Consider the following 25900-nt stretch of genomic DNA (forward strand, 5'->3'; position numbering starts at 1 on the left):
GCTTGCCGGCCGTCTACCCAATCACGACGAACAGCTATAATGCGACCACCCACCAACATCAAAAAGCTCCAATGGCTTTAATCGGTAGTATTTCGCTTCGATAGCATCCGTTTGCTCAGCGTAGGGCTGCGTCATCACATCCTGCAATTCTCGAAGCAACGTGTAGTCACCCGCAGCCGCCTGCTGATACGCAGGCACCACGTACCAGTCTTTCAAACTGTACTTGGGATTCACCCGTTTCATCTGGCTGGAGAGCTGGTCTCGCTTATAGGATTCAATAAGCGAATTCCATTTTTCGAGCCACACAGACCAACGTTCGTTTAGAGCTTGGGAATCTGTGGCGTCGGCCTGGCTTGCGTAGAAGCTTTGCTTGAGTGGTTCAATGCTTTTTGGCAACGACGAAAGTTCCCGGAAGAACATGGTGTAATCGACCGGTGTTTTTACCATCAACGTAGCCAGCTCCGAGAATAGATCTGAATCAAAACGTTCAAGACCAAGCTTGGCTGCCCACATCTGTTCCATTTGTTTTTGCATGACCTCTGGGAAATCGCCTTGAATTTCATCCAAATGCTCTAAACAATCAGGATGCCCTTCCAGTAACGGCTGGATAGCGACACAAAACGAATGAAAATTGCGTTCTGCAGCTGCCGGTTGATTCAGAAACGCGAAGTGTTGTCCGCCTCCCGTCCAGGGCTGATAGTGCGGATCGAACACATTGCAGAAGCCAAATGGGCCATAGTCGAGCGTGAAACCACCGGCGGCACAGTTGTCGCTGTTGAAGTTGCCCTGGCAATAGCCAACACGAACCCAGTTTGCAACAAGAGAAGTCAATCGGCTGCGGAACTCACGAGCAAGCAAAACAACCTTGTCGCGAGTAGGCAATGACGGGTTGATCTCGTTGCCGTACTCCCGCTCAATCAGATGTAAGACAAGTTTTTCGAGCTCCTCCATCGCCCGAGGGTGTTCTTGCTTTCGGGCGCGACGACCAAAGAGTTCGAGCTGCCCTACCCGAATAAACGATGGCGCTACACGAGTGGTGATGGCCACGGGCTCGGATACCAGAATGTCAGGATCGACGGAGCGGGAACCCTGCGAATACCAGGGCCGCCGAACGGTCTCGGTTTTAGATACGTACAGACTTAGCGACCTTGAGGTTGGTACGCCAAGCGCGTGCATGTGCTCTTGGGCCAGGAACTCTCTAACGCTTGAGCGCAGAACGGCCCGGCCATCGCCGCCTCGGCAATAGGGTGTACGCCCTCCCCCTTTGAGCTGCATTTCCCAGCGCTGCCCGTTGGTGACTGCCTCCAAGACGGAAATGGCGCGACCGTCGCCATAACCATTCCCGGTCTGAAACGGGCAATTCCGGTAAAATTCATTGCCGTAGATCGACAGCGCGTAGCCACAGGCCCATCCGACATTACGCAGTGGCTCCTGAACCTGTGAAAGATCCCCTGAGAACATCCGTATAAATTCGTCCGACTGCGCCAGACTGTCCACTAACCCAAGTTCTTGAAAAAGCTCTTTGCCGTGAGCAACGTATTCGGGGTGTTCAATCGGCGTGGGCTTAACCGGAACATAGTGCCCAGAGTACACCTGCCGAGGCTCGTGATCGGCACCGTTTTCTCTTCCTTCGGGGTCGCGGTTCAACGAGTCTACAAAGGAATAGTCCGCCAACGGGGCCAAATCGGCGAGCGTTGATACCATTGCGGATGAATCACCGTGGCGTCGCATTGTCATTTAGGCTCCTTGGATAAAAATCGTTGGCGGGAATCTGAGCATTCTACCGCCTCTTCTAACATGAGTATCAACATCCACCAAATTGAGCGCTTCGAGGAAGCTGCGGAATCGCGTCTTCAGTCCTAGAATTTGATTTAAATATATTTTCTAAGTGTCTTTTATTGTTTCGTAATTTTCTGAATAATGGAGTTTAAAGCTTCCGACTTCCTATTGCTTCCACACGAATTCAACCAGGTTCCAGATGCGATCATTCTCAGGCCACCCGCTTTTCGATACTGCCGAAAATCTGGAAGATCAGGGGGATTTCCATCGTCACCCTTCTATACCCGAGTTTTTTAAATCCCTGAGAGTTTCCGAGGAATTGGTGCGTGCAGACTATGAAATCACCCGCCAATTCCTGCTGAAATATTCGGATGTGTCAGGCACCTTCGTTCGCTTCCGCTCCGAGGTGCAGCGCTTCCTGAATTATCTTTGGGTTACTTCAAAACGTAGCTTGGCACAAACCGATTCCGACGTGGTGACGGCGTACTTCAAAACCCTGACCATGCCGCCCAAAAGCTGGATCAGCACGGGAATCTACTCCGCGTTCCAGGAACGTCAGGGGCTACGGTTACCCAACTCGCAGTGGCGTCCTTTTGCGGTGCGGGCCAAGCAGAAAACGTCTGGCGAAGCCGCAAAATACGCGATTACGCAGGCCTCGCTTAATGCCAGCAAGACGGCCCTGCAGACCTTTTTCAAGTATCTGCTGATACAAGACTACATTCAGAAAAACCCGATGATTGGTATGCGCAAGCGCGATCAGAAGGTTCAGACCATCAACGACGTGGATACCGAAACCGATGTGCGAAGGCTGTCGGACATGCAGTGGGCTTATCTGCTGGAATCACTGTTATTAGCCGCCGATGAAAATAAGAAATACGAGCGCCATTTGTTCGTGGTGGTCACCATGAAGTCTTTGTTTTTAAGGGTGAGCGAGCTCGCGCCGAGACAAAGACAGGGTGGCTCCACACGAACGCCAGTGTTTGGCGATTTCAAACGCAAGTTCGTGCAAGGCGAGGAATACTGGGCCTATTACGTGTTCAGTAAAGGCGACAAGGATCGCACGATCACTCTGCCCGATGAGTACCTGCCCTATCTTCGCCGCTGGCGGGAACACCTTGGTTGCTTGACCGCAATGCCGGTGCAGGGAGATAACCACCCTATTCTGCCCTCAGCCAAAGGCGGAGCCTTGAGCAAACGCCAGATCCAGCGAGTGTACGAGCAGGCCATCATGCTGGCCGTCGAAAGATTGGATGCCGAGGGGCGCTCAGAGGAAGCGCGGCAACTCGAAAGCATTCGTACAGAAACGCATTACCTCCGCCACACCGGCGCCAGCCAAGCGATTGAGGCGGGCGCCGACATCCGGCATATCAGCGAAGAGCTCGGGCATGCCAGCGCCGCCTTTACCGAATCGGTTTACGTGAATTCGGATCAGGCGATGCGGCGTTTTGCCGGGAGGAAACGAAGAGTCTAATTCGCTGCCGACTGATGAAAGTTACCTTTCTATCGGTGTGGGAGCTAGAAACGTAGTACGTGCGACAACCCGGCCATCAGGCCCTTCGAAAGAGCTAATTTCAAACGAAACCTCGGTAACTGCGCTCAGGATGCTTGACGGATCGTTTTCCAGAACAACCGGAATCTCCCTTTGTTCGCCAGCGTTAAGCGTCACTCCCTCCGGCCCACGCATGTTGAAACCTTCGGCGCTATAGACCTTAATGAAGGTATGTCTCGTTTCATTGGATTTATTCGTTAAATTAAGCAGGTAGCTGTTTTCGATGAGTCCCTTGCCGTTATAACGGAAGAGCCCCCTGTCCCTCTCGACCTCCAGCGTTAACAGAGGTCGTGTGGCCAAGGCCCACGAAAACAAAACGATCATGGTTACAAGTATAAGAAAGTAAGCGACAAGGCGAGGCCGGAGGATATTCCTGACACCGGTATTCAGCTCGTTGTGACTGGCGTAACGAACCAGTCCTGTTTGGTAGCCCATTTTGTCCATGATCGAATCACACGCGTCGATGCATGCGGCACATCCAATACACTCCATTTGTAGTCCATCACGAATATCGATGCCGGTCGGACACACCTGCACACACATTTCGCAATCTATACAATCACCCAGCCCCTGAGCAGACGGATTGACCTCCCTGGATCGGCTACCGCGAGGGTCGCCTCGGGCAGCATCATACGAGACAACCAACGATTCATTATCAAGCATGGAAGACTGGAAACGACCATAGGGGCACATGTGTAGACATACTTTTTCTCGAAACCAGCCAGCATTGACGTATGTAGCTGCAGTAAAGAAAAACACCCAGAAGAGTGCAGAACCGGAGAGATTAAAGGACAGAAGATCCGGTACTAAATTCCGTATCGGGGTGAAATACCCGACAAAGGTCAGCGCAGTGGCAAGACTAATCAGTAGCCAAAGACAGTGTTTCACCAATCGCCTTAGGACTTTTTCCTGGCTCAATCTTGCTTGGTCAAGTTTCATGCGTTGACGACGGTCACCCTCGGCCAGTTTTTCCGCCCAGAGGAAGATCCACATCCAAACACTTTGCGGGCAGGCGTATCCGCACCAAACTCGACCTGCGACAGTGGTTATGAAAAACAGTCCGAACGCACAGATGATTAGGATGGCAGACAACAACACAAGATCTTCCGGCCAGTAGGTCGCGCTAAATATATGGAATTTTTTGCCTGCGATATCCCATAAAACAGCCTGCCGTTCGCCCCAGTTCAACCAGACGGTTCCAAAATACAAAGCAAACAGAATGGCGCCGCCGCTCATGCGGGTTTTTCGGAATATACCTGAAAAGCTACGTGGGTAAATCTTGTTGGACGGCCGACTTCGCGGAGAACTCGGAGTAACCTGTGTGACCGGGATCAGTCGATTCATTGACCGTTTACCTTCCCAAAAGTTGTATGAAACTGATCGGGAAAGTATGGAGGTTTGATACAAGTAGAGACAGGCACAACTTTTTTAAGTTTTATAGGTACAGCGAACCATCACGGATCTTGAACCAGTTCCAATATGCGCGTCAACGCTCGCGTCCGTTGGTTATCCCATGGGTGTGCAAAACTGATTCTCAGGCAATTGCCGAATCTGTCTGACCCTGAGAAGAGGTTTCCTGGCGTGATGACGATGCCCTCATCCAGCGCTTTAGAATAGATATCGATTGTGTTGATCGCTCCTGGAAATTCGACCCAAACGGCTAGACCACCCTGAGGCGCCGTCGTCCGCACCGCCAGTGGGCAATTAGCCAAATGTTCTAGTAACTGGTCTCTCTGCTTTCGTAAGCGAAAGCGAAGTTTGCGCAGAAAAGCCGCGAAATCGCCTTCTTTGATATACGTTTCGACACCTTGCTGAACAAAACGACTACTTGCGAGCTGCGAGGTAAGCTTCATTTGAAGAATGGCAGAGTGCCACCGCCCCCCGCATACCCAGCCGAGCCTAAGATCTCGTGAAAGTACTTTTGACAGCGAGCTGCAATGAATCACCCGGCCTGAATGATCCAGAGATTTGAGAGTGTCCGGTATGCCAGCCCAGCCCGTTTCGGCGTATATATCATCCTCAATAATGGCGAGGTCGTGCTCCTCAGCGAGTTCGATTAATCGCGTTCGGGCCGCTCTGGGCATGACCGAGCCCCCCGGTGTTGCAAAAGCGGGTTGCACGACGCAAGCACGGACGTTCCATTGATTCAAAATGTCTGAGAGGGCATTTATATCCATGCCTGTTTGCAAGGAGGTTGGCACCTCGATGACCTTTAATTTCAATTGCTCCAGCAATTGAAGAACCCCATAGAAGCCCGGTGATTCTACGGCGACAACATCGCCTTCAGAACAAACCGTAAGCAAGGCCAAAAATATAGATTGCTGGCATCCAGAGGTTATGCAGACTTCTGAAGCATCTCCAGTCCAGCCTCTTTTTGCTAATAGCATGGCAAGCTGATGTCTTAGGCCGGGATCGCCCGCGGGCTCATCATAGTATTGGAAATCGCCTTTCTGACGCCGTAATGCCCGTCCAATTGAACGGTTGAGCTGGACGATGCCTTGGGGCATCTCTCCCGTGTGGAGATTCGGCGTCAGATCAAATGCCGCACTTCTCGTCATAATGTCCCGGAACAGCTCGCTTACGGATACTGGTTTGGGTGATTCAATACATTCCATCCGGCAGGGCGTATCGAATTTCTCTTTCTCATAGGTGACGAAGAATCCGGCGCGCTCCCGGGATTCGATCAATCCTTTGGCTTCCAGCCGTTGCAGTGCGTGCTGAATGGTTATCTTTGCGCAACCGTGCAGGTCGCACAGCGTTCTGATGGACGGTAATCGCTCGCCACATTTCCACCGGCCATCCACGATGCCTTGTTCTATTTCATCTTCCAGCAACTGGTACTTAGGGAGGCTATGGTCCATGGTGTTGGCTCAAAGGTACAACGTCGGGCCATAGTGACATGGACCTTAGCTTGCTGCCAGGTTTAAGGTGAGATCCTGCTACTCCGACAAACGCGATGAGTGAATCACGTTTTGCATTTAGGGAGTGGTTATACGCAATGTCTGGTTGACCGAATCACGAATCTCGCGGTAACGGTCTGGGTCGCGGGCCAAAACTTCAAGATCATCTTCAGGGAACATCTCTGATTTTTTGCGCACAGCACTTTCATCCGCTAAAACCGATGGAAACAATCGCTCCAAGCAGCGCAGCATAACCTCCGGTGAGACCGAGGCCCCTGGCGATGCGCCGAGCAGTGTTGAGTAAGTTCTATCGGTGGAGACAATGATTTCTGTACCCATCTGCAGAGCGCCGTCTTTAATTATTTGCACGCGCTGCCCCGCTTCGATCGGCGCCCAGTCGAATTTATCACCCAGGCCCGGCGCAAACTTTTCAAGCTCGGCGAACATGCTTTTCTTGCCTTTAAAGCTCTCGGATACCAGATACTTCACTAACGGAAAGTGGTCGAGCGTGACGTTCAACAACCCCGGAATGTCGTGCAACCGCAATGAAGATAGGTAATCGAAAAAGCCGCGGCCTTTTTCAAGCACTGGCTTAAAGGAAGCGAAAGGCCCAAACAACAGATAATGCTGCCCATCCACCAGGCGTAAATCCAGATGCGGTACAGACATGGGCGGCGCGCCCACTTCCGCTTTGCCGTAGGTTTTCGCGCGATATTGCTCGGCTTGCTCCGGTGTGATCGGTGCCTGCAGGAAACGCCCACCTACAGGAAAGCCGGTGAACCGACTACGAAACGGCAACAAGCTCTTCTTGAGAATGGGGAAAGCACCACCGCCCGCTCCTACAAACAGCACATCCGCTTTATGCTGAACAGGCCCCGCATCGTTTTGGGCCTCAATTAGCCACTGACCCGCCGGGCTTCTGTGCACCCGCCTGACATGGGTGCCAAACTCGATTTGAACACCTAGCTCACGCACCGCGTAAGCCGCCATTTGTTCGGTAAGCGCGCCAAAATTAACGTCAGTTCCGGTCTCAATGGCTGTCGCAGCCATTTTCTCGTCCCGAGAGCGCCCTTCCATGGTGAAAGGAATCCAACTTTTGATTTCATCGAAGTCTTCAGAATACTTCATGTGCTCAAAGAAATGGTGACCAGACATCTCTTTGAAGCGTAGTCTCAACATGCTGATCGACGGCTCGGAAACGATGGTGCAATGCTTGGTGGGGTTGATGAACGATGAAGGGTCTTCGATGGCTCCTTTACGAACAAGGTAAGCCCAGAACTGTTTGGCCACATTGAATTGAGCGTGAATCTTTAGTGCTTTCTCGACGGAGATAACCTCTTCGTCAACCGGGGTGTAATTCAGCTCGCAGTTAGCCTCGTGGCCGGTCCCCGCGTTGTTGAATGCCCAGGAGTTGCCCGCTCCCGGACCATCCAGACGCTCAAGAATCGTCACTTCAAGATTGGGAACCATCTCTTTTGCCAGCACCGCAAGGGTGGTCCCCATAATGCCGGCACCGATGATGATCAGGTTCATAGATTCCACTCGCTTCCGATGAGTTTACACGACTGATTTTTCAGCCCTTACCTCAAAAGTAGCACGGAACCCGTGAGCGTGCCGGTGCACCGAGATCACACCGGCAGCTTAACCCATTTACCGGGCCCGACGCCGCTCGGCATCGCGGCGTGCGTCCTCTAGAAACGAATCCACAGTTTCACCGGGCAAAAGTAATTGCTTTTCGATCATCCGGTCTCGCCAATCTGACTCCACAAAGATACAGCGGTATTCATTGGGAAACTCGGCGTAGAGCTGCTTGAAATAGTCCCTGGCTTTACCTTTGTTCGGGTGTTTCCGGCGCGATTCCAGGACCGCCATATTGTACAGCGCCCCGGCACGGACATTGTCAGGCAGCGAATGGTCGTTATAAATAGTATCCAAACGTTCAATCACTTCATTTACACCGGTTAAACGGTGTTCTTTGATGATCTTGATGGCAGGCTCCATAATGCGGTCTTCGCCATGCTGACAGGGCGAGTTGGCGTGATCTTGCTGGTATTGATCGACAGCCCGTTCTACATCGTGCTTGTATTTTTGATCCTGTTTCTGCTCGTACACGTATCCCGTGCCCACTGTTGTAGCGATGGTTCCGGGCATACATCCGGCGAGCATTAATGTGCAAACTGCACCAACCGCAGCAAGCTTGGTTTTCGTGTATGTCAGGCGAACTCTCATCATGTCATCCCGGGTGATGGTTGAGGTGGACTTACATTTCGTTACACGTGACGTTATCTATATTCAAGTTCAAGTACCGTGAGCCCGGTATAAAAACATGCAATTAACGAGGAGATTTACATGGGCATTACTCAGGCCTACGCGGCACAATCAGAAGATTCCGGATTGGCCCCTTACAACTTCGAGCGCCGCGCTCTTCGTGACGACGATGTCGCCATCGAGATTGATTACTGTGGGGTATGCCACAGCGATGTTCACGTGGTCGAAAACGATTGGGGCGGTTCGCAGTATCCGGTGGTCCCCGGCCACGAGATTATTGGCCGAGTGACGGCCGTAGGCTCCGCTGTAACCAACTATAAAAGCGGTGATCTGGTGGGGGTTGGCTGCATGGTGGACAGCTGCCGTAGCTGTTCCGCCTGTGATTCCGGGCTTGAGCAGTATTGCGATGAAGGCATGACCGCAACCTACGGCGGCATAGATCGTCACGACGGTTCGGTCACCATGGGCGGTTATTCCGACAACATTGTTGTCAGTGAACGCTTTGTAGTGCGGGTCCCTGAAAATCTCGATCCGGCCAGCGCAGCGCCCCTGCTGTGTGCCGGCATTACCACCTATTCGCCACTGAAACACTACAACGTCAGGAAAGGCCATAAGGTGGGCGTTGTTGGTATGGGGGGGCTCGGCCACATGGGTGTCAAATTTGCAAAAGCACTCGGAGCTGAAGTGACGCTGTTCACCCGGTCTGAAAGCAAAGTCGCCGAAGCCAAAAAACAAGGTGCCGACCACGTGGTGGTTTCAACCGATCGCAGCCAGATGAAAGCGGTTTCAAATTCGTTCGATTTCTTGCTCGACACGATTCCCGTTGCCCACGACCTGAATCCGTACCTGAAGTGCCTGAAACACGATGGCACCCACATTCTTGTGGGGCTTCTTTCCGCCATTGAGCCGCCGGTGAACGCTGGACTGTTGCTGCTAAAACGGCGGGTGATTGCCGGATCTTTAATCGGCGGAATGCCGGAAACCCAGGAGGTTCTGGATTTTTGTGCGGAGCACGACATCAGCTGCGATGTGGAGATGCTGGATATTCGCAATATTAACGATGCCTACGTGCGCATGAAGAAAGGCGATGTGAAATACCGCTTTGTGATTGACATGAACACCCTGAAATCGGGCTGAGACGAACCGCTAATAACCATTCCGGTGGCGCAAGGTTAGCATGAGGTCATTAATGATCGCATTTGACCTTGGACGCCACCCATGACTTACGCACGCATCGCCGGAACCGGCTCGTACTTGCCGGACAACGTTGTCACCAACCTTGATCTGGAAAAGAAGGTAGACACTTCCGACCAGTGGATTCGCGAACGTACCGGTATTGAACAACGTTACATTGCTCTGCCCGGCCAAACGACCGTCGATTTGGCGGAACAGGCTGCCTTGCGTGCGATTGAAGCGTCTGGCATCGATGTGTCGGAAATCGACCTCATCGTTTTCGCCACCACCACCCCCGACAAGGTCTTTCCCAGCTGCGCGTGCATTCTGCAAGCGCGATTGGGGCTTCATGGCTGTCCGGCGTTTGATATTCAAGCGGTCTGTAGCGGGTTTGTGTATGCGTTGGCGACGGCAGAAAAATTCATACGGTCTGGTAGCAGCAAAAAGGCATTGGTGATTGGCGCCGAGGTGTTTTCCCGCATTCTCAACTGGGAAGACCGAACCACCTGCGTACTATTCGGTGATGGTGCCGGCGCGGTCGTACTCGAAGCCAGCGAAGAAACCGGTATCCTCTCCACTCACCTGCACGCTGATGGTCGGTATGAAACCTTGCTGCACGTACCCTGTGGCGTTGCCAACGATTTTGACGCCGTGAAGGCCGGTCAGGCGTTTGTCGAGATGAAAGGCAACGAGGTGTTCAAGATGGCAGTGAACACGCTGGGCAAGATTGTTGATGAAACCCTTGACGCCAATCAGATGCAAAAGTCCGACATAGACTGGCTCGTACCCCATCAGGCTAACCTTAGAATCATCTCTGCCACAGCGAAAAAACTGAATATGTCGATGGATCAAGTGGTGGTCACGGTAAACCGCCATGGCAACACATCAGCCGCCTCGATCCCGCTGGCGCTGGACGAAGCGGTACGTGATGGGCGCATCAAGCGCGGTGAAGTTGTACTACTGGAGGCCTTCGGAGGCGGTTTTACGTGGGGTTCTGCGCTACTTCGCTTTTAATTTGCATATTCGAAATAGTAATTTGAATAGTCTCTTAAAGTCTTTTTAGTTCTTAGCAAGCTTTGTTAAATTGCTCCTCAGATTCAACTAATAGGTTTTGAGGAGCTTTACATGAAGACCTTTTTCAAAGGCATCGCACTTGGCGCTGCCCTACTTTCTGCTCAGCCAGCTCTTTCCGCTGATCGGGAGCTTCTCAACACCTCCTATGACATTGCCCGCGAACTGTTCGCCGCCTACAACGTCGAGTTCCAGAAACACTGGCAAGAAAAAACAGGCGAGACCGTTGAGATAAAGCAATCTCACGCCGGTTCTTCCAAGCAGGCTCAAGCCATTATCCAAGGTCTGAAAGCCGATGTTGCCACCTTCAACCAGGTAACAGACATCGACATTCTGCACACTCGGGGCCGTTTGATTCCTGAGAACTGGGCAGAGCGCCTACCGAACAACAGCTCGCCTTACTACTCCACCATGGCGTTTTTGGTGCGCAAAGGTAACCCCAAGAACATCGAAAACTGGGACGACCTGATTCGCGAAGACGTTTCTCTGGTTATGCCCAACCCGAAAACCTCGGGTAACGGCCGCTATACTTATCTTGCCGCTTTAGGTTTTGCGCAGGACCAGTTCGGCGACGACCAGGACAAAATTGATGATTTCCTCGCTTCGTTGCTAGGCCAGGTCCGTGTCTTCGACAGCGGCGGCCGTGGCGCGACCACCACCTTTGTTGAGCGGGGTATCGGTGATGCGTTGCTGACCTTCGAATCCGAAGTGCTGAACATTGCGGATCGTCTGGAAGGTGAGTACGAAGTTGTCACCCCGAAAGTCAGCTTCCTGGCTGAGTTCCCGGTTACCTGGATTGACGATTACACCAAGCAAAACGGTACCGAAGAGCTGGCAAAAGAGTACCTGAGTCACCTTTACTCGGAAGATGCCCAGCGCCTGCTGGCCAGCTTCAACTATCGGGTTCAGAACGAAACGGTTTTGAAGGAGAACGCTGACCGCTTCCGTGATCTCAAGCTGAAGTCTATCGATGAAATTGCCGGAGGCTGGGAAAAGGCTATGAAAGCCCACTTCGCCAGCGGCGGCAAGCTCGACCAGCTCCAGCGTCGGCGGTAAGAGCCTCTAATGTCTGTATCCGCTCAAACAAGCGTCGCCCCAGTGCGGCGCTTTTCCGGTCGTAGCAAGCGAGTCCTGCCCGGATTCGGGTTAAGCCTGGGCATTTCCCTGTTCTTTGTCAGTCTGGTTTTGCTGCTGCCTCTCACCGGGCTGGTGGTGGAAACGTCTGGCATGACCTGGGACCAGTTCGTGTTCACCATCACCGACCCTCGGGTAATCGAATCCTACAAAGTAACGGCATGGACAGCCTTGGCCGCCTCGTTGTTTAACGGCGTATTCGGGCTGTTGCTCGCTTGGGTTTTGGTACGCTACGAGTTCCCCGGAAAGCGGTTGATTGATGCGGTTGTGGATCTTCCCTTTGCGTTGCCGACTGCGGTAGCAGGGATCACTTTGGCAACCCTGTTTGCCCAAAATGGTTGGTACGGCCAGTGGCTCGATAAGCTGGGTGTCGAAGTGGCGTTCACGCCCATCGGCATCGTGGTTGCGATGGCGTTTACAAGCATTCCGTTTGTTGTACGTACCGTTCAGCCAGTACTTGAAGAGCTCTCGCCCGCAGATGAAGAAGCGGCGGTAAGCCTGGGTGCGTCAGATGGCCGGGTGTTCCGTAAAGTGATATTTCCTTCATTGTGGCCCGCTCTGGTTACCGGCGTTGCACTGTCATTTACCCGAAGTCTCGGTGAATTTGGCGCGATTATTTTCATTGCTGGTAACACGCCCTACGTTAGCGAAGTAACCAGCCTGATGATCTTCATCCGTCTGCAGGAATACGACTACGCCGCAGCCAGCGCAATCGCCTCCATGGTGCTATTGGTGTCGCTGATCTTATTATTTGCGATCAACGTTTGGCAGAGCCGTTTCTTACGCCGATTGGAGGGACGTTAGATGTCGCTCCATAGAAATCGGGTCGGCGATCAGCCGTGGGTACGCCGAACTCTGATCGGTTTGGCCATGCTGCTAACCGCCATCTTTCTGGTCATACCTGTGGTGGTGATCTTTACCCAGGCGCTCAGCGCTGGGTGGAGCACCCTTGCAGGCAATATCATGGATGAGTACACCCTGCACGCAATTGGGTTGACCTTGTTCGTGGCTTTGCTGACCGTTCCCCTAAACCTGATTTTCGGCACGGCACTGGCCTGGTCAGTTACGCGGTTCAAGTTCCCCGGCCGCAAGTTACTGATCACGTTGATCGACATCCCGTTTGCTGTATCCCCCGTTGTAGCGGGCCTTCTTTATCTGTTGCTGTATGGCCGAAACGGCTGGCTTGGTGGCTGGCTCAGTACCCACGACATTCAGCTCATGTTCGCCTGGCCCGGCATTGTCATGGTCACGGTGTTTGTGACCTGCCCGTTTGTCGCAAGAGAGCTGATACCACTCATGCAGCAGCAAGGTAGCGAAGAAGAGGAAGCGGGCGTGGTGCTGGGCGCGTCGGGCTGGCGCATATTCCGGAAAATCACGCTACCGAATATCAAGTGGGCGCTTATCTACGGGGTAATCCTCACCAACGCCCGTGCGGTCGGCGAGTTTGGCGCGGTATCGGTGGTCTCTGGTAACGTTCGTGGTCAAACCAATACCCTGCCGTTGCACGTTGAACTGCTGTATCAGGATTACAACATCGTCGGGGCATTCGCGAGCGCCTCGCTACTCGCGGCCATTGCGATTCTTACGCTGGTCGCCAAAGCCTTCGTCGAATGGCGACAGGCTAAATCCGAACATTCCGCGCCGGAAACAAGAGGTGTCTGACATGAGCATCACCATCCAGAACATCAACAAAACCTTCGGGAAATTCCAGGCGCTAAACAATGTGTCTCTCGATATTCCCGAAGGCAAATTAACCGCCCTACTCGGCCCTTCCGGCTCGGGTAAAACCACGCTGTTGCGGATTATTGCCGGCTTGGAATCGTCCGATGCAGGTAAAATTCTGTTCGGTGGTGAAGATGTCAGCCACCTACACGTTCGGAACCGTAACATCGGTTTTGTGTTTCAACATTACGCTCTGTTTCGCCACCTCACGGTTGCGCAGAACATCGCGTTCGGGCTGGAATCCCTTCCCCGCAAAGAGCGCCCGTCCAAACAAGACATTGCGCAGCGCGTTGATAAACTGTTGGAGATGATCCAGCTACCACAACTGGCGGATCGCTATCCATCCCAGTTGTCCGGTGGCCAGAAGCAACGGGTTGCTTTAGCCCGCGCCCTGGCCACACAGCCTCGCATTCTGCTACTCGACGAGCCCTTTGGCGCACTGGATGCCAAAGTCCGAAAAGATCTGCGCCGCTGGCTGCGTGCATTGCACGACGAGTATCACTTCACCAGTATTTTCGTGACTCACGATCAGGAAGAGGCGCTGGAACTGTCCGATCAAGTGGTCGTCATGAGTCAGGGCAAAGTTGAACAAGTCGATAGCCCGGCCCAACTGTACGCTCGCCCGGACAGCCGTTTCGTATTCGATTTCCTTGGGCATGTAAACGTGCTTTCTGGCGTGGTGAAAAGCCAGAAGCTGGTTCAGGGCGATGCCTGGGTATCATTACCAGGAACCCGGGGAGACCAAGAAGCCCAGCTTTACCTGCGGCCCCACGAAGTGCAATTGTCACGCTCACCCAGCACCCATGCGCGTCTGCCCTTACGCATTCAATCGATCAGTCTGATTGGATCCGAAGTCCGTCTGGAACTGGCCCCGGAAGGCTGGGAAAGCTCAGAACTATGGGAAACCGGCATGAGCCACGGTGAATTTGCACAGCAAAATCCTACCCGCGGTGAACTCTGGTATGCCGTGCCAAGCGTAGGTCATCTGTTCGAAGCGAATAGCCATCAACCGCGAACGGTTGACTGGAACTTCCAGGATGCGGCGAACGCCAGCAGCATGTAACTCCTTGGTTGCAGAGCACTGTTGGCTTAATAGGCCCCGAGACCTTTAAACTGGCTCGGGGCTTTTTGTTGTTCGCGTAGAGCGCTATAGTCGGTTATCAAAATAATAATTAGGTAGTAAGCATGACCCGGCGTGAACAGCAAAAACCCTCCATCATTATTGTGGGTACCGGCTTTGGCGGGATTGGCATGGCCATCCAACTGCTAAAAGCGGGTTATACCGACCTCACCGTGCTAGAGAAAGCTTCGAAAGCGGGCGGCACCTGGCGCGAAAACACCTATCCCGGTGCAGCATGCGACGTGCAATCCCATCTGTATTCGTATTCTTTCGAACCAAAGCATGACTGGAGTCGTAAATTCGCACCGCAACCGGAAATTCTGGGTTACATCGAGCATTGTATTGCTCGGTATGAATTACAGCCGTACATACGCTTCAATACAGCTGTAACCGGTGCAAGCTTTGATGAATCAGAGAATTCGTGGACGGTCACGACCGAGAGCGGCGACACCTATACCGCCAATGTGTTAATTACGGCGACGGGACAACTCAACAGGCCCGCAATGCCAGCTATTCCCGGTTTAGACCGTTTCCAGGGCCGCACCTTCCATTCCGCTACCTGGGATCACGATTTCGATATGTCTGGTAAGCGCGTTGCCGTGATCGGCACGGGCGCGAGCGCTATTCAGTTTGTTCCGGAAATTGTTCCCGACGTATCGAAACTGGATCTGTACCAGCGGTCGGCAGCCTGGGTTGTACCCAAATCCGATCGACCGTTTACCCCATTAGAGCAGACCTTGTTTAAAAAGCTGCCAATCTGGGATCGTCTATACCGAGCGCTGATCTACACAAAGAATGAATCCAGGGCTCTGGCCTTCACCCGGTTCAGAAAGTTCTTGGACCTTGTCGCGCGTCAAGCCATCAAGGAAGCAAAAACCCATGTTAAAGATCCTGCCAAGCTTGAACGCATAGTGCCGGACTATCAGATCGGGTGTAAACGTATTTTGATTTCCAACGACTGGTATCCGGCAATCAATCAGCCCCACCTCGATTTGATTAGCGAAGGTATATCCCATATTGATGACACCGGTATCGTGACAACCAGCGGCCAGCACAGGCCTGCGGATGCCATCATCTTTGCGACCGGGTTCCGTGCCACCGAATACTTGTCCCCAATTACCATCACCGGGCGGGATGGGTTATTGCTTGACGATGCCTGGTCCGATGGCGCTAAAGCGTTCAAAGGCATTACGGTCAACGGTTTTCCGAACCTGTTCATGCTCTATGGCCCGAACACGAATTTGGCCCACAACTCCATTGTCTATATGCTCGAATCTCAATTCAGGTACGTCATCAGCGCGTTGGAGGCTTTGGCAAAGTATCCGGATTCAGCCATGGATGTAAGGGAAGATCGCCAAACTCGCTCTTGTTCGGTAGTTCAGGAAGGTTTAAGCGGCTCAGTATGGGACTCGGGGTGCCATTCCTGGTATCTAGACGAACAAGGGCGAAACACCGCCCTTTGGCCAGGTTTTACGTTTAGCTACCGATTTTCAACCCGCTCAGTCGATAGTGCGGACTATCGGTTTTTATCTCCAGGCTCAAATAACTGACTAAGGTTTGATCATGAAGTTTCGCGTTGATACGTTCACCCTGCTTCTTTTAGGTGCAATTGTTTTAGCGTCTTTTCTACCGGTGACCGGCAACGCAGCCGATGCGCTTACCACTCTGGGTACCTGGGCGGTGGCGTTGCTGTTTTTTTTGCATGGCGCAGCGTTATCCCGCCAACAGATCATCGATGGCGCAACCCATTGGCGCCTGCATATTCTGATTACCGCGTTGACCTTCGTTTTCTTCCCCCTGGTGGTTTTGCCCATTAATGGCCTGAGTAACATCGTACCGGAATGGATGCCAAAAGATCTTGGCTTGGGGTTCCTTTATCTTGGGGTATTGCCCTCTGCGGTCTCCTCTTCTATTGCGTATACGGCGATGGCTAAAGGTAACGTCCCGGCCGCTATTTGCAGCGCAGCGGCATCTAATGTGTTCGGCATGATGCTGACGCCCTTTCTGCTGCTTTTATTGGTGTCTACCTCTGGGGATGGCAATTTCTCAATCGCGGAGGCTCTGAAAGACATTGTGCTCCAGCTTTTGTTGCCGTTCGCAGTGGGCCATGCCATGCGGCCTTGGTTGGGCGGATTTCTTGGGCGGAATGAGTCTCTTATGTCCCGATACGATCAATGCGTTATCTGGATTATCGTGTACTCTGCCTTTTCTCATTCCGTGGTTAGCGGCCTGTGGCAGAATCTTCCGGTGCAAGCCATCGTGTTGGCAATTATATTGTGCTTCGCGCTGCTGGGCTTGTTCATGCTGGCGGCGACGTTGATGGTAAGGAAGTTTGGTTTCAGTCTTGAAGACGAAGCCGCAGTGGTGTTCTGCGGCTCCAAGAAAAGTTTGGCGTCTGGCTTGCCGATGGCCAAGGTGCTGTTCTCGGGGCACCCTGGGTTCGGGATGATCGTGTTGCCGATCATGTGCTACAACCAGATTCAGGTAATCGTAGGCGCCATTTTGGCACAGAAGTACCGGGAAAAGATTGAGCAGGCCTCAGCCGCCAACGCCCATGCCGCCGAAAATCATGGTTAGGATTACTAATCCGATAATCCAGCCTATTACCGCTGGCCAGAAATTGGCCGTCTGGGAGAGAGGTTCAACGTCATTCTGTGGGTCGTTTTCTTCGGATTCCTGCGACTGTTGAGCCTGCTCCTGCTCGATAATCGCCTCCTGTACGCTGAACCACTCAAACCATTCGCCCAAAAAACGGGCCACAGGCTGCGGCAACGAACCGTTCTCTGCCATTGGGCGAATCCACGGTTCCAGTTGTTGCCCGATTTCGCGGCGCAGGGGCAATTGATCGGCTGGCGGCTCGCACAGAATGGCTTTCCAGATTCCGGCATCCTGCTGGCGGCCTGAATCGTTCATCAGCGCTTTAATCTGGATAACAACCTCCCGGACTACTTGCGCCTGATGAGCATCCAGTTGGCTGATCTCTTCAGCACGGGGCTCGGGTGACGAAACCGGCTTTGCCACGGCTTCCTCCCCCGCTGCCTCGCGAAAGGCGTCGTCCAATTTGCGAGCTTCTTCAGCGGACGCAAACTTCATCTGGCGTTCATAAGCCTGACGAATCGCTTCGCGGTCACCCGTCGGCTCAATACCCAGAATCTCCCAGCAGCTCATACGGTAATCACTCCAAATATGTCGTCTCTGTAAACTTTCTAGAGACAAATGGTTTTGGTTCTCCTAGGATTAGAGAACAAATGCAACTAAAACTATGCTGAAACGCCAATTATAGAACGACTCCGATGCCTGATACGAATTGCATGTTCTATCCCCCAAGACTGGCGACAAGGCAAACGCGTCTCGTCGTTATCGGTGGACTGTTGAGCACCTTGGGCCTGATAACCACGTTTTCGGCAAACGCAGCAGATGCAGAACCGGCCTTCGACCGGGCACTGTTTGCCTATGACAGCGATATTCCAGAAGTATTGACGACAACAAGGTTAAGGCAGCCTAAAACCCGGGTACCCGGCAGTACAACCGTGATCACCGGCGACCAGATCCGTGATCTGGGGATCGTTAATTTGTACGAAGTGTTTCGCCTGGTACCGGGTATGGTTGTTAATTTCGTGGGTAGCCACCAACCTGTTGTAACCTACCACGGAACGGTGCATTACGAGCAGCGGCGTATGCAGGTTCTGGTAGATGGGCGAACGGCACACCGTGCCACGCTGTCGGATATGGACTGGGAAACCATGCCGGTTCCTCTGGAGCTTATCGAACGTATCGAAGTAGCTCGAGGCCCTAATTCAGCGGCCTATGGCATCAATGCGTTTCTTGGCACAATCAATATCATCACCCGTGATCCAGAAGATACGGCGGGCACTGAGCTGAGCTTCAGCCACGGTAGCCGGGATCATCTTAGAGCGTTCGGCTCGGTTGGCGGCGCAGGCCGGGATCTGGACTGGCGTCTGTCCTACGAAAAACGGAAGTTTGGCGGCTTTGACTACCAGATCAAGGGCGGCGAAGAGGCTCCCTTCAATGATGGCCATAATATTAATTTCTTTTCCTACGATGGGCGCTTTAAATTAAACCCCGATCTTAATATCGAGTTGATGACTGGGGTCATCGATGGGGTCAAAAACCAGGATCGCGGGAAAAGCGGAGTCCTGGAGCCGGTAGACCACCCCGACATTGATGTTCGTGACTATTACATCAAGTCACAACTTAACTACAGCACTTCCGAACACCATTTTTTCCATTTTCTCGTAAGCGTCTCCAATTTCAAACGCCAGGAACGGTATGGGGTTGAGCTCGGCGGAGCCGCCGCTGACTGTCTCCGCAACACTGGCGGCCCAACCTTATACGAAGAAGACGCCAGTGGCGATGCGCCGTGTCAGGCACGGACTGAAGGCGAGACGCTTTTGGAGGCTCAGATTAACGGCGATTACGAAGACACCCGTTTAGAGGTGGAGTTTCAGGATACGCTGCTGTTTACCGATAATCTCAAACTGGTATCCGGTGCTGGGTTTCGAAAAGACACGTTGCGCTCCGAAACCTATTTCAACGGCCGGGTACACGATTATAAGTCCCGTTTTTTCGGCAATTTAGAGTACACGCCTTGGTCTTGGCTGACCCTGAACGCCGGCGGAAACTGGGAGCGCTCGAGTACCACCGACGAAGATTACTTCTCCCCTCGTTTGGCGACGAATTTTATTATCAATCAGCACCATGCACTTAGATTCGTGTATTCGGAGGCGGTGCGCACACCGGACAGTTTTGAGCAAAACCCCCGGACGGGTTTTACGCTGACGAATGTAAGGCCCGCCCAGTATGCTGACCTTGAAGGCAGGCGGATCACCATCGAAGATGCTGCCCACAGCCCCTTCCAATTAACCCTGGGCGAAGAACTTGAAGAAGAGCGTATTACCTCACATGAAATCAGTTACTTTGGTCAGTTCCCCCTTGAAACCGCCATCCTGTCTGTCGAAGTTCGTGGCTTTAAGGATGAAATGCGGGACATGGTGAGCGGTGTCATACAGCTTGTTAACTGGACGCTAGGGAACAACGTAGCCGTCGATCAGAAGGGCTTTGAAGTTGAAACGACCCTCGAATTCCCGGGCACAGCGTTACGCGCCAGCTATGGCTACCTTGACCAGGACACGCGATATACAGGACCCCCTATTCTTGACGAATCCGGCAACGTGGATACGCGCGAACAAGACTACCAAGCGGGGCTTTTAACCCGTATGTCGGTAAGGCACTCTGGCAGCCTGAGCGTTATCCAGGAACTGCCTTCTGAGTTTAAAGTTTCGTCCGCGTTCTATTGGGCAGATGAATTCCTCAGAACCAACAATCAGTTTGAGCGGCTCGACCTTCGGTTGGCTAAAAGCTTTCTCCAACCGAACTACACGGCTGAAGTTGCATTCACCGTGCAACACTATCTGAACCGTGAGCATGAGCTGAGTTCCGACAACAACATTGAGGATCACAACCAGTTCTTCATCGAAGCAGGTGTCAGGTTTTGAAGCCAGGGAAGATCGGGTTTTTGTCGGTCGTGATGGTTGCTGTCTTCCTGATCTGGCCGATGACCACGCTCGCCCAATCAAAAAGCGAAACCGCTCAAACTGTCTACTTTGTCAGCTCCGGAAATCTCACATTAGACAAATATTTCACTGACCTGGTTAGCGAGAATTTAGGCCCGGAATTCAAACTCAAGCCGCTACCCAAACGTCTTCCTCCGGCAAAAAGAAATCATCCGATTATTACCATGGGACCGAAGGCTTTCGAACGCACCTATCGCAACACCCCGGATGCAGTGGTCGTCGGCACTTTTGTTGACCGGGAGTTCATGGACAAATACGCCACTGAACAAAACCCCCACATCAGCGCCATTTATTACGACGTTCCTTTGTTGCGACAAGCACTGACCGGCAAAGTCATCCTGCCTCAGGCTGATAAAGTAGCGATATTAGCGAGCTATGTGAATCGCGATTCTTACGACGAACTCATCGAGCAATTACCTGCCTACGGGCTCGAAGGCAAGGTCTTTGTCGTTACCGATAAAGACCAGCTGATTCCAACCGTCATCAGGGCGCTCAGTTATGGCGATTTCATTCTGGGAACCTCCGACCATGACATATACCACCCACGAAATATCAAACACATTCTTCTTACCGCTTATCGCCGTAACAAAATTTTAATCGGGCCCAGCCAGGCTTTCGTTAAAGCCGGAGCCATTGCATCCAGCTACGCGCCATTCAGTTCCATAGCCGAGAAGACGGCGCAATACATTCTTTATTATCGTGAGAACGCAAACTTTCCCGCCGCTGCCTACCCGGATAGCTATAAGGTAGACCTGAACGAGCAAGTAGCTCGCTCGCTTAATATCCCGCTGCCGGAACGCCCTCACGTTTCAGAAGCAGTAAATGAGTTGCTGAAGAACAACTCTCGGGGATCAATCCAATGACTGACCGACAACGGACGGGCTCCCAATCCACGCTTTCTCGTCGCCTATTGCTACTGGGCGTTCTGCCCGCAGTCCTCATGTTTGCGGTTCTTGTTTTCTATTTCACCTCGGTTCGGCTTGATGATGCTCGCGATAATATGGCGCGTAGTAGTCAGGTTCTGGCCGATAACCTGGCGCCAATACTTGAATACGCCATTGTTTCCGGTAACGACGTTGCGCTTCGGCAAATACTCGACAACGCGTTGCAGCATAGCGACGCCAACTGGATCAGGGTATTAGACGTGGTTGATAAAGAAATTGGCTACGCTGGAAAGGAGGAACGGCCGTCTGATTTCACTGCTTCAAGGTTTACGGTTTACGAAGCCGAGGTGTTTCAGGAGCCTTTGTCATTTAGCGAAGGGGACGGTAGCGCATGGTTCAGATCCGGCTGGGAATCAGGAACGGGCATCCTGCGTGTAGGTACGGTTCAGGTGGGCGTCAAAGCAGAAGTACTGGAGCGGCAACTTCGTGAAATTTGGTGGTCATCAATGCTGGTGGGCGGTGGCATGTTGCTGCTCACCGTTGTGTTGGTACACCTGTATCTCGGTAATCTGCTCAGGCCCATGCATAAACTCGGACACCGTGTCGGAAAATTGATTGAAGGTAATTATCAGGTGGAGCCGGTTTCAAGCAAAGGCTCTGTGAAGGAAATCGTCAACCTTCAGAATCAGCTCAATCAGTTGGCCGAGCATCTGGAGCATCTGAGGACGACGCGTGATGAGATGCTTGCAGCATCCGAATCCGAACGCAGCAGTGCAGAGCATGCCAGCCGGGTTAAATCCGAGTTTCTGACCACCATGAGCCATGAACTTAACACGCCCTTGAAAGGCGTCATCGGGTTGATGAGTCACATCGAGAATGAACCACTAACGCCTGCCCAGGCCGATAAGGTAAACACGGCTAAAAAATCCGTTGAGGATTTATTAACGGTTATTTCCGACATGCTGGATTATGCCCATCTTGACAGTGGCACGCTGGCGGTCGATTCCAAACCGTTTGATCTCCGGCAACTGCTATCCAATTGCGTCGCATCATACCGTTTCGCCGCCGAGCAACAGGAATTATCACTGGAGCTTATCTGTTTAGGGGATTGGCCCGAGGCGCCCGTCGTCATTGGCGATGCGCCGAGGGTTCGGCAGGTGTTGAGCGGATTGCTCGATAACTCTCTTGAACTCACCACAAACGGTTTTATAACGGTCCTCGCAACCTGGGTAACGGTCAACGCCGGCCATGCAACGTTAAGTTGCACGGTACGGGATTCCAGTTCGAGCATGGGGGACGCGGGTAATCTGCACAATCCCCTCACCCACTCCAGATACGGCGGACCAGGAATCAACTTGTCCCTGGTCCAGAGGCTAATCGAGTTAATGGGCGGACATGTCCACATTGAGCTGGACCTAGGCCAGGGCAACTCGTTTCGGTTCGAGATTCCTTTCGATCTGCCAGTTAACTGACAGGCTGGCGCATGGTGACGAACTCTTCTGCAGAGGTCGGGTGAATGCCCAGCGTAGCGTCAAACTGTGCTTTTGTTGCCCCCGCTTTGATGGCAACACCCAAACCTTGGGTAATTTCCCCTGCGTCTGCTCCCACCATATGCGCGCCCAGAACTTTGTCGGTCTGATCATCCACAACGAGTTTCATCAGGCACCGTTCGTCCCGGCCGCTCAAGGTATATTTCATCGGGCGGAAGTCTGACCGGTAAATTCGCAACCGGTAACCGGCTTCAACCGCTTCCTGCTCGGTCAGGCCCACTGTCCCGATATTGGGTTGACAGAACACGGCTGTCGGAATGGCGCTGTAATCCATGTCACCCTTGCCATCGCCAAACAGGCGCCGGCTGAGCACCATGGCCTGCGCCAACGCAACTGGCGTAAGTTGAGGCGTGCCAATCACATCGCCAAGTGCAGAAATAGACGGAACACAGGTGCGGAAATGGTCGTCAACAACAATATTTCCGTACTTGTTCAGCTCGACTCCGACCTTTTCTAGCCCCAAGCCGTCAACAAGAGCACGGCGACCGGTTGCGGCCATAACGAGGCCCGTCTCAAGGCTGCTGCCATCGCTCAAATTCACTTTGTAGAGTGCATCATGCGGCTCGACAGAATCGATGGTCACGTTGAAGCGCAAGTCTATCCCTTTTTTGCGCATTTCCTGCTCGGTGAATCGACGAATATCGTCGTCAAAGCCCCGCAGAAACAAATCCCCGCGATACAGCAAGGTGGTTTCCACGCCAAGCCCCGCCAGAATGCCCGCAAATTCAACGGCTATGTAACCGCCACCCCATACCACGGCGTGACGCGGCAATTGCGGGAGGTAAAACATTTCATTTGAGGTTAGCAAGTGTTCTTTTCCCGGAATGTCCGGTATGACCGGCCAGCTCCCTGTCGCAACAGTGATGTGCTTGCTGGTGTATTGCTTATCGCCTACTGCAACCGTTTCGGGATCCACAATGCTCGCCGTGCCTTCGATGATCGTGACACCGGCATTTTCCAGCATCCGACCGTAGATGCCGTTAAGGCGCTCAATCTCGGCGTTTTTATTGGCAACCAATGTCGGCCAGTCAAAACTCACGTCCTCGGATGGGATATTCCAGCCGTAACCTTGTGCGTCATCCAATTCATCCCTTACGTGGGCACCGTAAACAAACAGCTTTTTAGGCACGCAACCGACGTTTACGCAGGTTCCACCCAGATACCGGGACTCAACAACAGCAACCCTGGCTCCCTTTTGAGCAGACATTCTGGCAAGGCGGACGCCACCAGAACCGGCACCAATAATAATCAGGTCAAAATCGTGGGAACTAGACACTCTGTCTCCTGTAAATCGTGTAAACAACCAATTGATCAGATGGCGAGAGTCAGCCGAACGGATACAATCCCGGGTTCGTTACCTCTGTCCATTGCGGCTTGATCGATCAGAACCCCATGCTCGGCGTGTAAACGCTCCAACCAGGCAGCAACATCGGCATAGGGTACATCCTCCATCCAAACCCGGATGGCGTTGCTACCAGACGGCTCAAAACGCTGAAGAGAGAGGCTCGCCTCGCCGGCGGACCGAGTTACCAATGCCATCAATGCCCTGCCATCTGCGGGCCGATCTGCCGCCCCGTTGGCTGAGCCACCCGAACCCGCATTGCCAAGCCGCTGAATGGTGCTTTCGTTAGCCTGCATCCACGCTAGCAGTTCACTGGCGTTCTCACGGTTGGCTTCGGCATTGTTGCGGTAATCGGAAACCGGACGCCAAATAGCAAAATACAGAACTGCAATCGCCAAGGCTATAAGCAGAGCTGTCAAAGCCTGACGGTCTCTTTGCGGTAATTGGTCGTATCGAGCAATCAGCTTTTCGATGGCGGGTTGATCTTTTAGGCGCTGAAACATGGGTTACCCTCCTGAAACCGTCAAACGACCACGAGCACCGCTCGATTCGTTAACGACAGAGCCAATCTGTGCCTGTAGGCCTTCATCAGCCAACCCATTGCGCAAGCGACTTAGGCGATCATAGCTGTCAGCCCGAACATCAACGACCAGCTCACCGCGATTGCGGTTGTAATTGATCGAATTGAACGTCACAGCTCCGGCACCGGCCAAGCGGCCGTATTGATCTCCGGTAAATTTCATCAGCGTGATAAAATCCACATAGGCACCTTGGGCCCCTGCGACACGTAACTGCCCTTCAATCACCCGGCGAACATTTCCGGCATGGGTCCGCCGGTCCGAGGGAAATGCCTGCCTGTATATCGCCATAGCCTGCGATTTCAGCTCATCCGCTTGCTGCTTGTGGTACATCCCCATTCCGATATCAAGGCCGAGCTGTATGACAAACCAAAGTGATGCAACGGCAATCAGGGGCTTCCAGGGTTTTAACGGGCTGGAACCGGAAATTTTGACGGAAAACGCCCCCTGGCACAGATTGACGGGATCGCAAAGATGCTGATGGTGAGACCATGCGAGCAGTTCGATCACCGAAAACTCGAGAGGTTTCTGCTGAACGTTCACTCGGCCTGTTGTGCCCGCGAGTTCGTTTATCAGCGCTTGCTGGCGTTCTAACTCCGTTTCGAGGCCGTACAGCTGCACCGGGATTTCGGTAACCACCTCCTCCGATGAAGGGGCGGCCATGGTCATAGCATACAGTGGCAGGTTATCGGCCTGCATTCTTAACCATTCGCCCCGCTGGCTTTGCATTAAAACAAAGTCGTCATCCAGACACATCATCCACCCTGACTCAGGCGCGGGTAAAAGCGCGGCGTCGGGGTAAATTGCTTCCAGCCGAACCTGTTCCCAACCCGAAAACAGCTTTTGCCATCGCTCCATTTGGCGGGTGTCTATCGCTGCCACGCGATAACCTTCATCTGACTGTTTCCCGAGCGCCAAATGAACCGTCTCGATGTCCTGTGCAATCTGCTCTTCGACCGCGAACGGGAGTGCTTGATGAACGAAGCGACTTTGCTTGGCAGGAATGTCGGCGACGCAAAAGGCGGCTTCGTCGCCCGGTATCAAACCAATGAGCAAAACCTTATCCAGTGCGTTCTGCGCCAGTGTCTGTTCGATCACACTTTTGGGGTCGGCACTGCCCCGTGCTTGCGCGTCGCCACTGGCATCGTGCAACACCCAGCTGTATAGCTGGGCGTCCGGGCTCTGCTCCGGGTCAGCAAAGGGCGACAATGGCCGCACATAGAGACGATAAGACAT

General features: G+C 52.9%; 21 protein-coding genes. 12 read left to right on the plus strand and 9 right to left on the minus strand.

Annotation, left to right across the window (positions count from 1 at the left end; genetic code table 11):
- Nucleotides 1-21: 21 nt before the first annotated feature.
- Nucleotides 22-1737: a protein adenylyltransferase SelO gene (locus JAO79_RS15540; protein ID WP_199008146.1), complete on the minus strand. Its 1716-nt coding sequence runs from the start codon at nt 1735-1737 to the stop codon at nt 22-24.
- 241 nt (nt 1738-1978) lie between these two features.
- Between JAO79_RS15540 and JAO79_RS15545 the strand changes: the two genes are divergently transcribed.
- A complete protein-coding gene (locus tag JAO79_RS15545) occupies nt 1979-3250 on the plus strand; it encodes a tyrosine-type recombinase/integrase (RefSeq protein ID WP_199008147.1) in 1272 nt (423 codons plus the stop codon).
- 21 nt (nt 3251-3271) lie between these two features.
- Here JAO79_RS15545 and ccoG read toward each other — a convergent pair whose 3' ends face one another.
- From ccoG to JAO79_RS15565, 4 genes are all read right to left on the minus strand, one after another.
- On the minus strand, nt 3272-4672 hold the full coding sequence (gene ccoG / locus JAO79_RS15550) for a cytochrome c oxidase accessory protein CcoG (protein ID WP_199008148.1): 1401 nt from the start codon (nt 4670-4672) through the stop codon (nt 3272-3274).
- A gap of 110 nt (nt 4673-4782) precedes the next feature.
- Nucleotides 4783-6189, minus strand: a complete 1407-nt coding sequence (locus JAO79_RS15555; RefSeq protein WP_199008149.1) for a PLP-dependent aminotransferase family protein — start codon at nt 6187-6189, stop codon at nt 4783-4785.
- 117 nt (nt 6190-6306) lie between these two features.
- Nucleotides 6307-7761 carry a malate:quinone oxidoreductase gene (locus tag JAO79_RS15560; protein ID WP_199008150.1) on the minus strand — a complete coding sequence of 485 codons (1455 nt, stop codon included), beginning with the start codon at nt 7759-7761 and terminating at the stop codon, nt 6307-6309.
- A gap of 117 nt (nt 7762-7878) precedes the next feature.
- A complete protein-coding gene (locus JAO79_RS15565) occupies nt 7879-8460 on the minus strand; it encodes a hypothetical protein (RefSeq protein ID WP_227664735.1) in 582 nt (193 codons plus the stop codon).
- A gap of 117 nt (nt 8461-8577) precedes the next feature.
- Here JAO79_RS15565 and JAO79_RS15570 point away from each other — a divergent pair, with 117 nt between their 5' ends.
- The 8 genes from JAO79_RS15570 (at nt 8578) to JAO79_RS15605 (ending at nt 17293) form a co-directional block, all read left to right on the plus strand.
- On the plus strand, nt 8578-9633 hold the full coding sequence (locus JAO79_RS15570; protein ID WP_199008151.1) for an NAD(P)-dependent alcohol dehydrogenase: 1056 nt from the start codon (nt 8578-8580) through the stop codon (nt 9631-9633).
- 81 nt (nt 9634-9714) lie between these two features.
- A complete protein-coding gene (locus JAO79_RS15575) occupies nt 9715-10683 on the plus strand; it encodes a beta-ketoacyl-ACP synthase III (RefSeq protein ID WP_199008152.1) in 969 nt (322 codons plus the stop codon).
- 111 nt (nt 10684-10794) lie between these two features.
- Nucleotides 10795-11796, plus strand: coding sequence for a thiosulfate ABC transporter substrate-binding protein CysP (gene cysP / locus JAO79_RS15580; RefSeq protein WP_199008153.1), 1002 nt, complete (start codon nt 10795-10797; stop codon nt 11794-11796).
- Between the two features lie 9 nt (nt 11797-11805).
- Nucleotides 11806-12678: a sulfate/thiosulfate ABC transporter permease CysT gene (gene cysT, locus JAO79_RS15585; RefSeq protein WP_199008154.1), complete on the plus strand. Its 873-nt coding sequence runs from the start codon at nt 11806-11808 to the stop codon at nt 12676-12678.
- Entirely contained in the window at nt 12679-13536 is an 858-nt protein-coding gene (gene cysW, locus JAO79_RS15590) for a sulfate ABC transporter permease subunit CysW (RefSeq protein ID WP_199008155.1), read from the plus strand.
- A 1-nt stretch (nt 13537) separates the two neighbouring features.
- On the plus strand, nt 13538-14659 hold the full coding sequence (locus JAO79_RS15595) for a sulfate/molybdate ABC transporter ATP-binding protein (RefSeq protein ID WP_199008156.1): 1122 nt from the start codon (nt 13538-13540) through the stop codon (nt 14657-14659).
- 122 nt (nt 14660-14781) lie between these two features.
- Nucleotides 14782-16266 carry a flavin-containing monooxygenase gene (locus tag JAO79_RS15600; protein ID WP_199008157.1) on the plus strand — a complete coding sequence of 495 codons (1485 nt, stop codon included), beginning with the start codon at nt 14782-14784 and terminating at the stop codon, nt 16264-16266.
- 13 nt (nt 16267-16279) lie between these two features.
- The gene (locus JAO79_RS15605; RefSeq protein WP_199008158.1) at nt 16280-17293 is read left to right on the plus strand and encodes a bile acid:sodium symporter family protein; all 1014 of its coding nucleotides are present in this window, start codon (nt 16280-16282) and stop codon (nt 17291-17293) included.
- On the opposite strand, the gene JAO79_RS15610 is transcribed toward JAO79_RS15605, so the two are convergent.
- Entirely contained in the window at nt 17255-17884 is a 630-nt protein-coding gene (locus JAO79_RS15610) for a J domain-containing protein (protein WP_199008159.1), read from the minus strand. The genes JAO79_RS15605 and JAO79_RS15610 overlap by 39 nt on opposite strands.
- Before the next feature lie 125 nt (nt 17885-18009).
- On the opposite strand from JAO79_RS15610, the gene JAO79_RS15615 reads away from it, so the two are divergent.
- Genes JAO79_RS15615 through JAO79_RS15625 form a run of 3 tightly spaced genes read left to right on the plus strand, consistent with a single transcriptional unit; the run spans nt 18010 to nt 22666 of the window.
- On the plus strand, nt 18010-20232 hold the full coding sequence (locus tag JAO79_RS15615; RefSeq protein ID WP_199008160.1) for a TonB-dependent receptor plug domain-containing protein: 2223 nt from the start codon (nt 18010-18012) through the stop codon (nt 20230-20232).
- Between the two features lie 29 nt (nt 20233-20261).
- Nucleotides 20262-21173 (plus strand): ABC transporter substrate-binding protein, encoded by a 912-nt coding sequence (locus tag JAO79_RS15620; RefSeq protein ID WP_413785064.1) that lies wholly within the window; start codon nt 20262-20264, stop codon nt 21171-21173.
- Entirely contained in the window at nt 21170-22666 is a 1497-nt protein-coding gene (locus tag JAO79_RS15625; RefSeq protein ID WP_199008162.1) for a sensor histidine kinase, read from the plus strand. The genes JAO79_RS15620 and JAO79_RS15625 overlap by 4 nt, the downstream gene beginning before the upstream one ends.
- Here JAO79_RS15625 and gorA read toward each other — a convergent pair.
- The 3 genes from gorA to gspL are packed head-to-tail and all read right to left on the minus strand — an operon-like array spanning nt 22659 to nt 25900.
- A complete protein-coding gene (gene gorA / locus JAO79_RS15630) occupies nt 22659-24020 on the minus strand; it encodes a glutathione-disulfide reductase (protein ID WP_199008163.1) in 1362 nt (453 codons plus the stop codon). The genes JAO79_RS15625 and gorA overlap by 8 nt on opposite strands.
- Nucleotides 24021-24055: 35 nt before the next feature.
- Nucleotides 24056-24589, minus strand: a complete 534-nt coding sequence (gspM, locus tag JAO79_RS15635; protein WP_199008164.1) for a type II secretion system protein GspM — start codon at nt 24587-24589, stop codon at nt 24056-24058.
- 3 nt (nt 24590-24592) lie between these two features.
- Nucleotides 24593-25900, minus strand: coding sequence for a type II secretion system protein GspL (gene gspL, locus JAO79_RS15640; protein WP_199008165.1), 1308 nt, complete (start codon nt 25898-25900; stop codon nt 24593-24595).

Source organism: Marinobacter litoralis (assembly GCF_016427555.1).
Classification (GTDB): domain Bacteria; phylum Pseudomonadota; class Gammaproteobacteria; order Pseudomonadales; family Oleiphilaceae; genus Marinobacter; species Marinobacter litoralis_A.

Coding starts and splice junctions, on each gene's coding strand:
- JAO79_RS15540 (WP_199008146.1), bottom strand. CDS start 1,737: ATGACAATGCGACGCCACGGTGATTCATCCGCAATGGTATCAACGCTC.
- JAO79_RS15545 (WP_199008147.1), top strand. CDS start 1,979: ATGCGATCATTCTCAGGCCACCCGCTTTTCGATACTGCCGAAAATCTG.
- ccoG (WP_199008148.1), bottom strand. CDS start 4,672: ATGAATCGACTGATCCCGGTCACACAGGTTACTCCGAGTTCTCCGCGA.
- JAO79_RS15555 (WP_199008149.1), bottom strand. CDS start 6,189: ATGGACCATAGCCTCCCTAAGTACCAGTTGCTGGAAGATGAAATAGAA.
- JAO79_RS15560 (WP_199008150.1), bottom strand. CDS start 7,761: ATGAACCTGATCATCATCGGTGCCGGCATTATGGGGACCACCCTTGCG.
- JAO79_RS15565 (WP_227664735.1), bottom strand. CDS start 8,460: ATGATGAGAGTTCGCCTGACATACACGAAAACCAAGCTTGCTGCGGTT.
- JAO79_RS15570 (WP_199008151.1), top strand. CDS start 8,578: ATGGGCATTACTCAGGCCTACGCGGCACAATCAGAAGATTCCGGATTG.
- JAO79_RS15575 (WP_199008152.1), top strand. CDS start 9,715: ATGACTTACGCACGCATCGCCGGAACCGGCTCGTACTTGCCGGACAAC.
- cysP (WP_199008153.1), top strand. CDS start 10,795: ATGAAGACCTTTTTCAAAGGCATCGCACTTGGCGCTGCCCTACTTTCT.
- cysT (WP_199008154.1), top strand. CDS start 11,806: ATGTCTGTATCCGCTCAAACAAGCGTCGCCCCAGTGCGGCGCTTTTCC.
- cysW (WP_199008155.1), top strand. CDS start 12,679: ATGTCGCTCCATAGAAATCGGGTCGGCGATCAGCCGTGGGTACGCCGA.
- JAO79_RS15595 (WP_199008156.1), top strand. CDS start 13,538: ATGAGCATCACCATCCAGAACATCAACAAAACCTTCGGGAAATTCCAG.
- JAO79_RS15600 (WP_199008157.1), top strand. CDS start 14,782: ATGACCCGGCGTGAACAGCAAAAACCCTCCATCATTATTGTGGGTACC.
- JAO79_RS15605 (WP_199008158.1), top strand. CDS start 16,280: ATGAAGTTTCGCGTTGATACGTTCACCCTGCTTCTTTTAGGTGCAATT.
- JAO79_RS15610 (WP_199008159.1), bottom strand. CDS start 17,884: ATGAGCTGCTGGGAGATTCTGGGTATTGAGCCGACGGGTGACCGCGAA.
- JAO79_RS15615 (WP_199008160.1), top strand. CDS start 18,010: ATGCCTGATACGAATTGCATGTTCTATCCCCCAAGACTGGCGACAAGG.
- JAO79_RS15625 (WP_199008162.1), top strand. CDS start 21,170: ATGACTGACCGACAACGGACGGGCTCCCAATCCACGCTTTCTCGTCGC.
- gspM (WP_199008164.1), bottom strand. CDS start 24,589: ATGTTTCAGCGCCTAAAAGATCAACCCGCCATCGAAAAGCTGATTGCT.
- gspL (WP_199008165.1), bottom strand. CDS start 25,900: ATGTCTTATCGTCTCTATGTGCGGCCATTGTCGCCCTTTGCTGACCCG.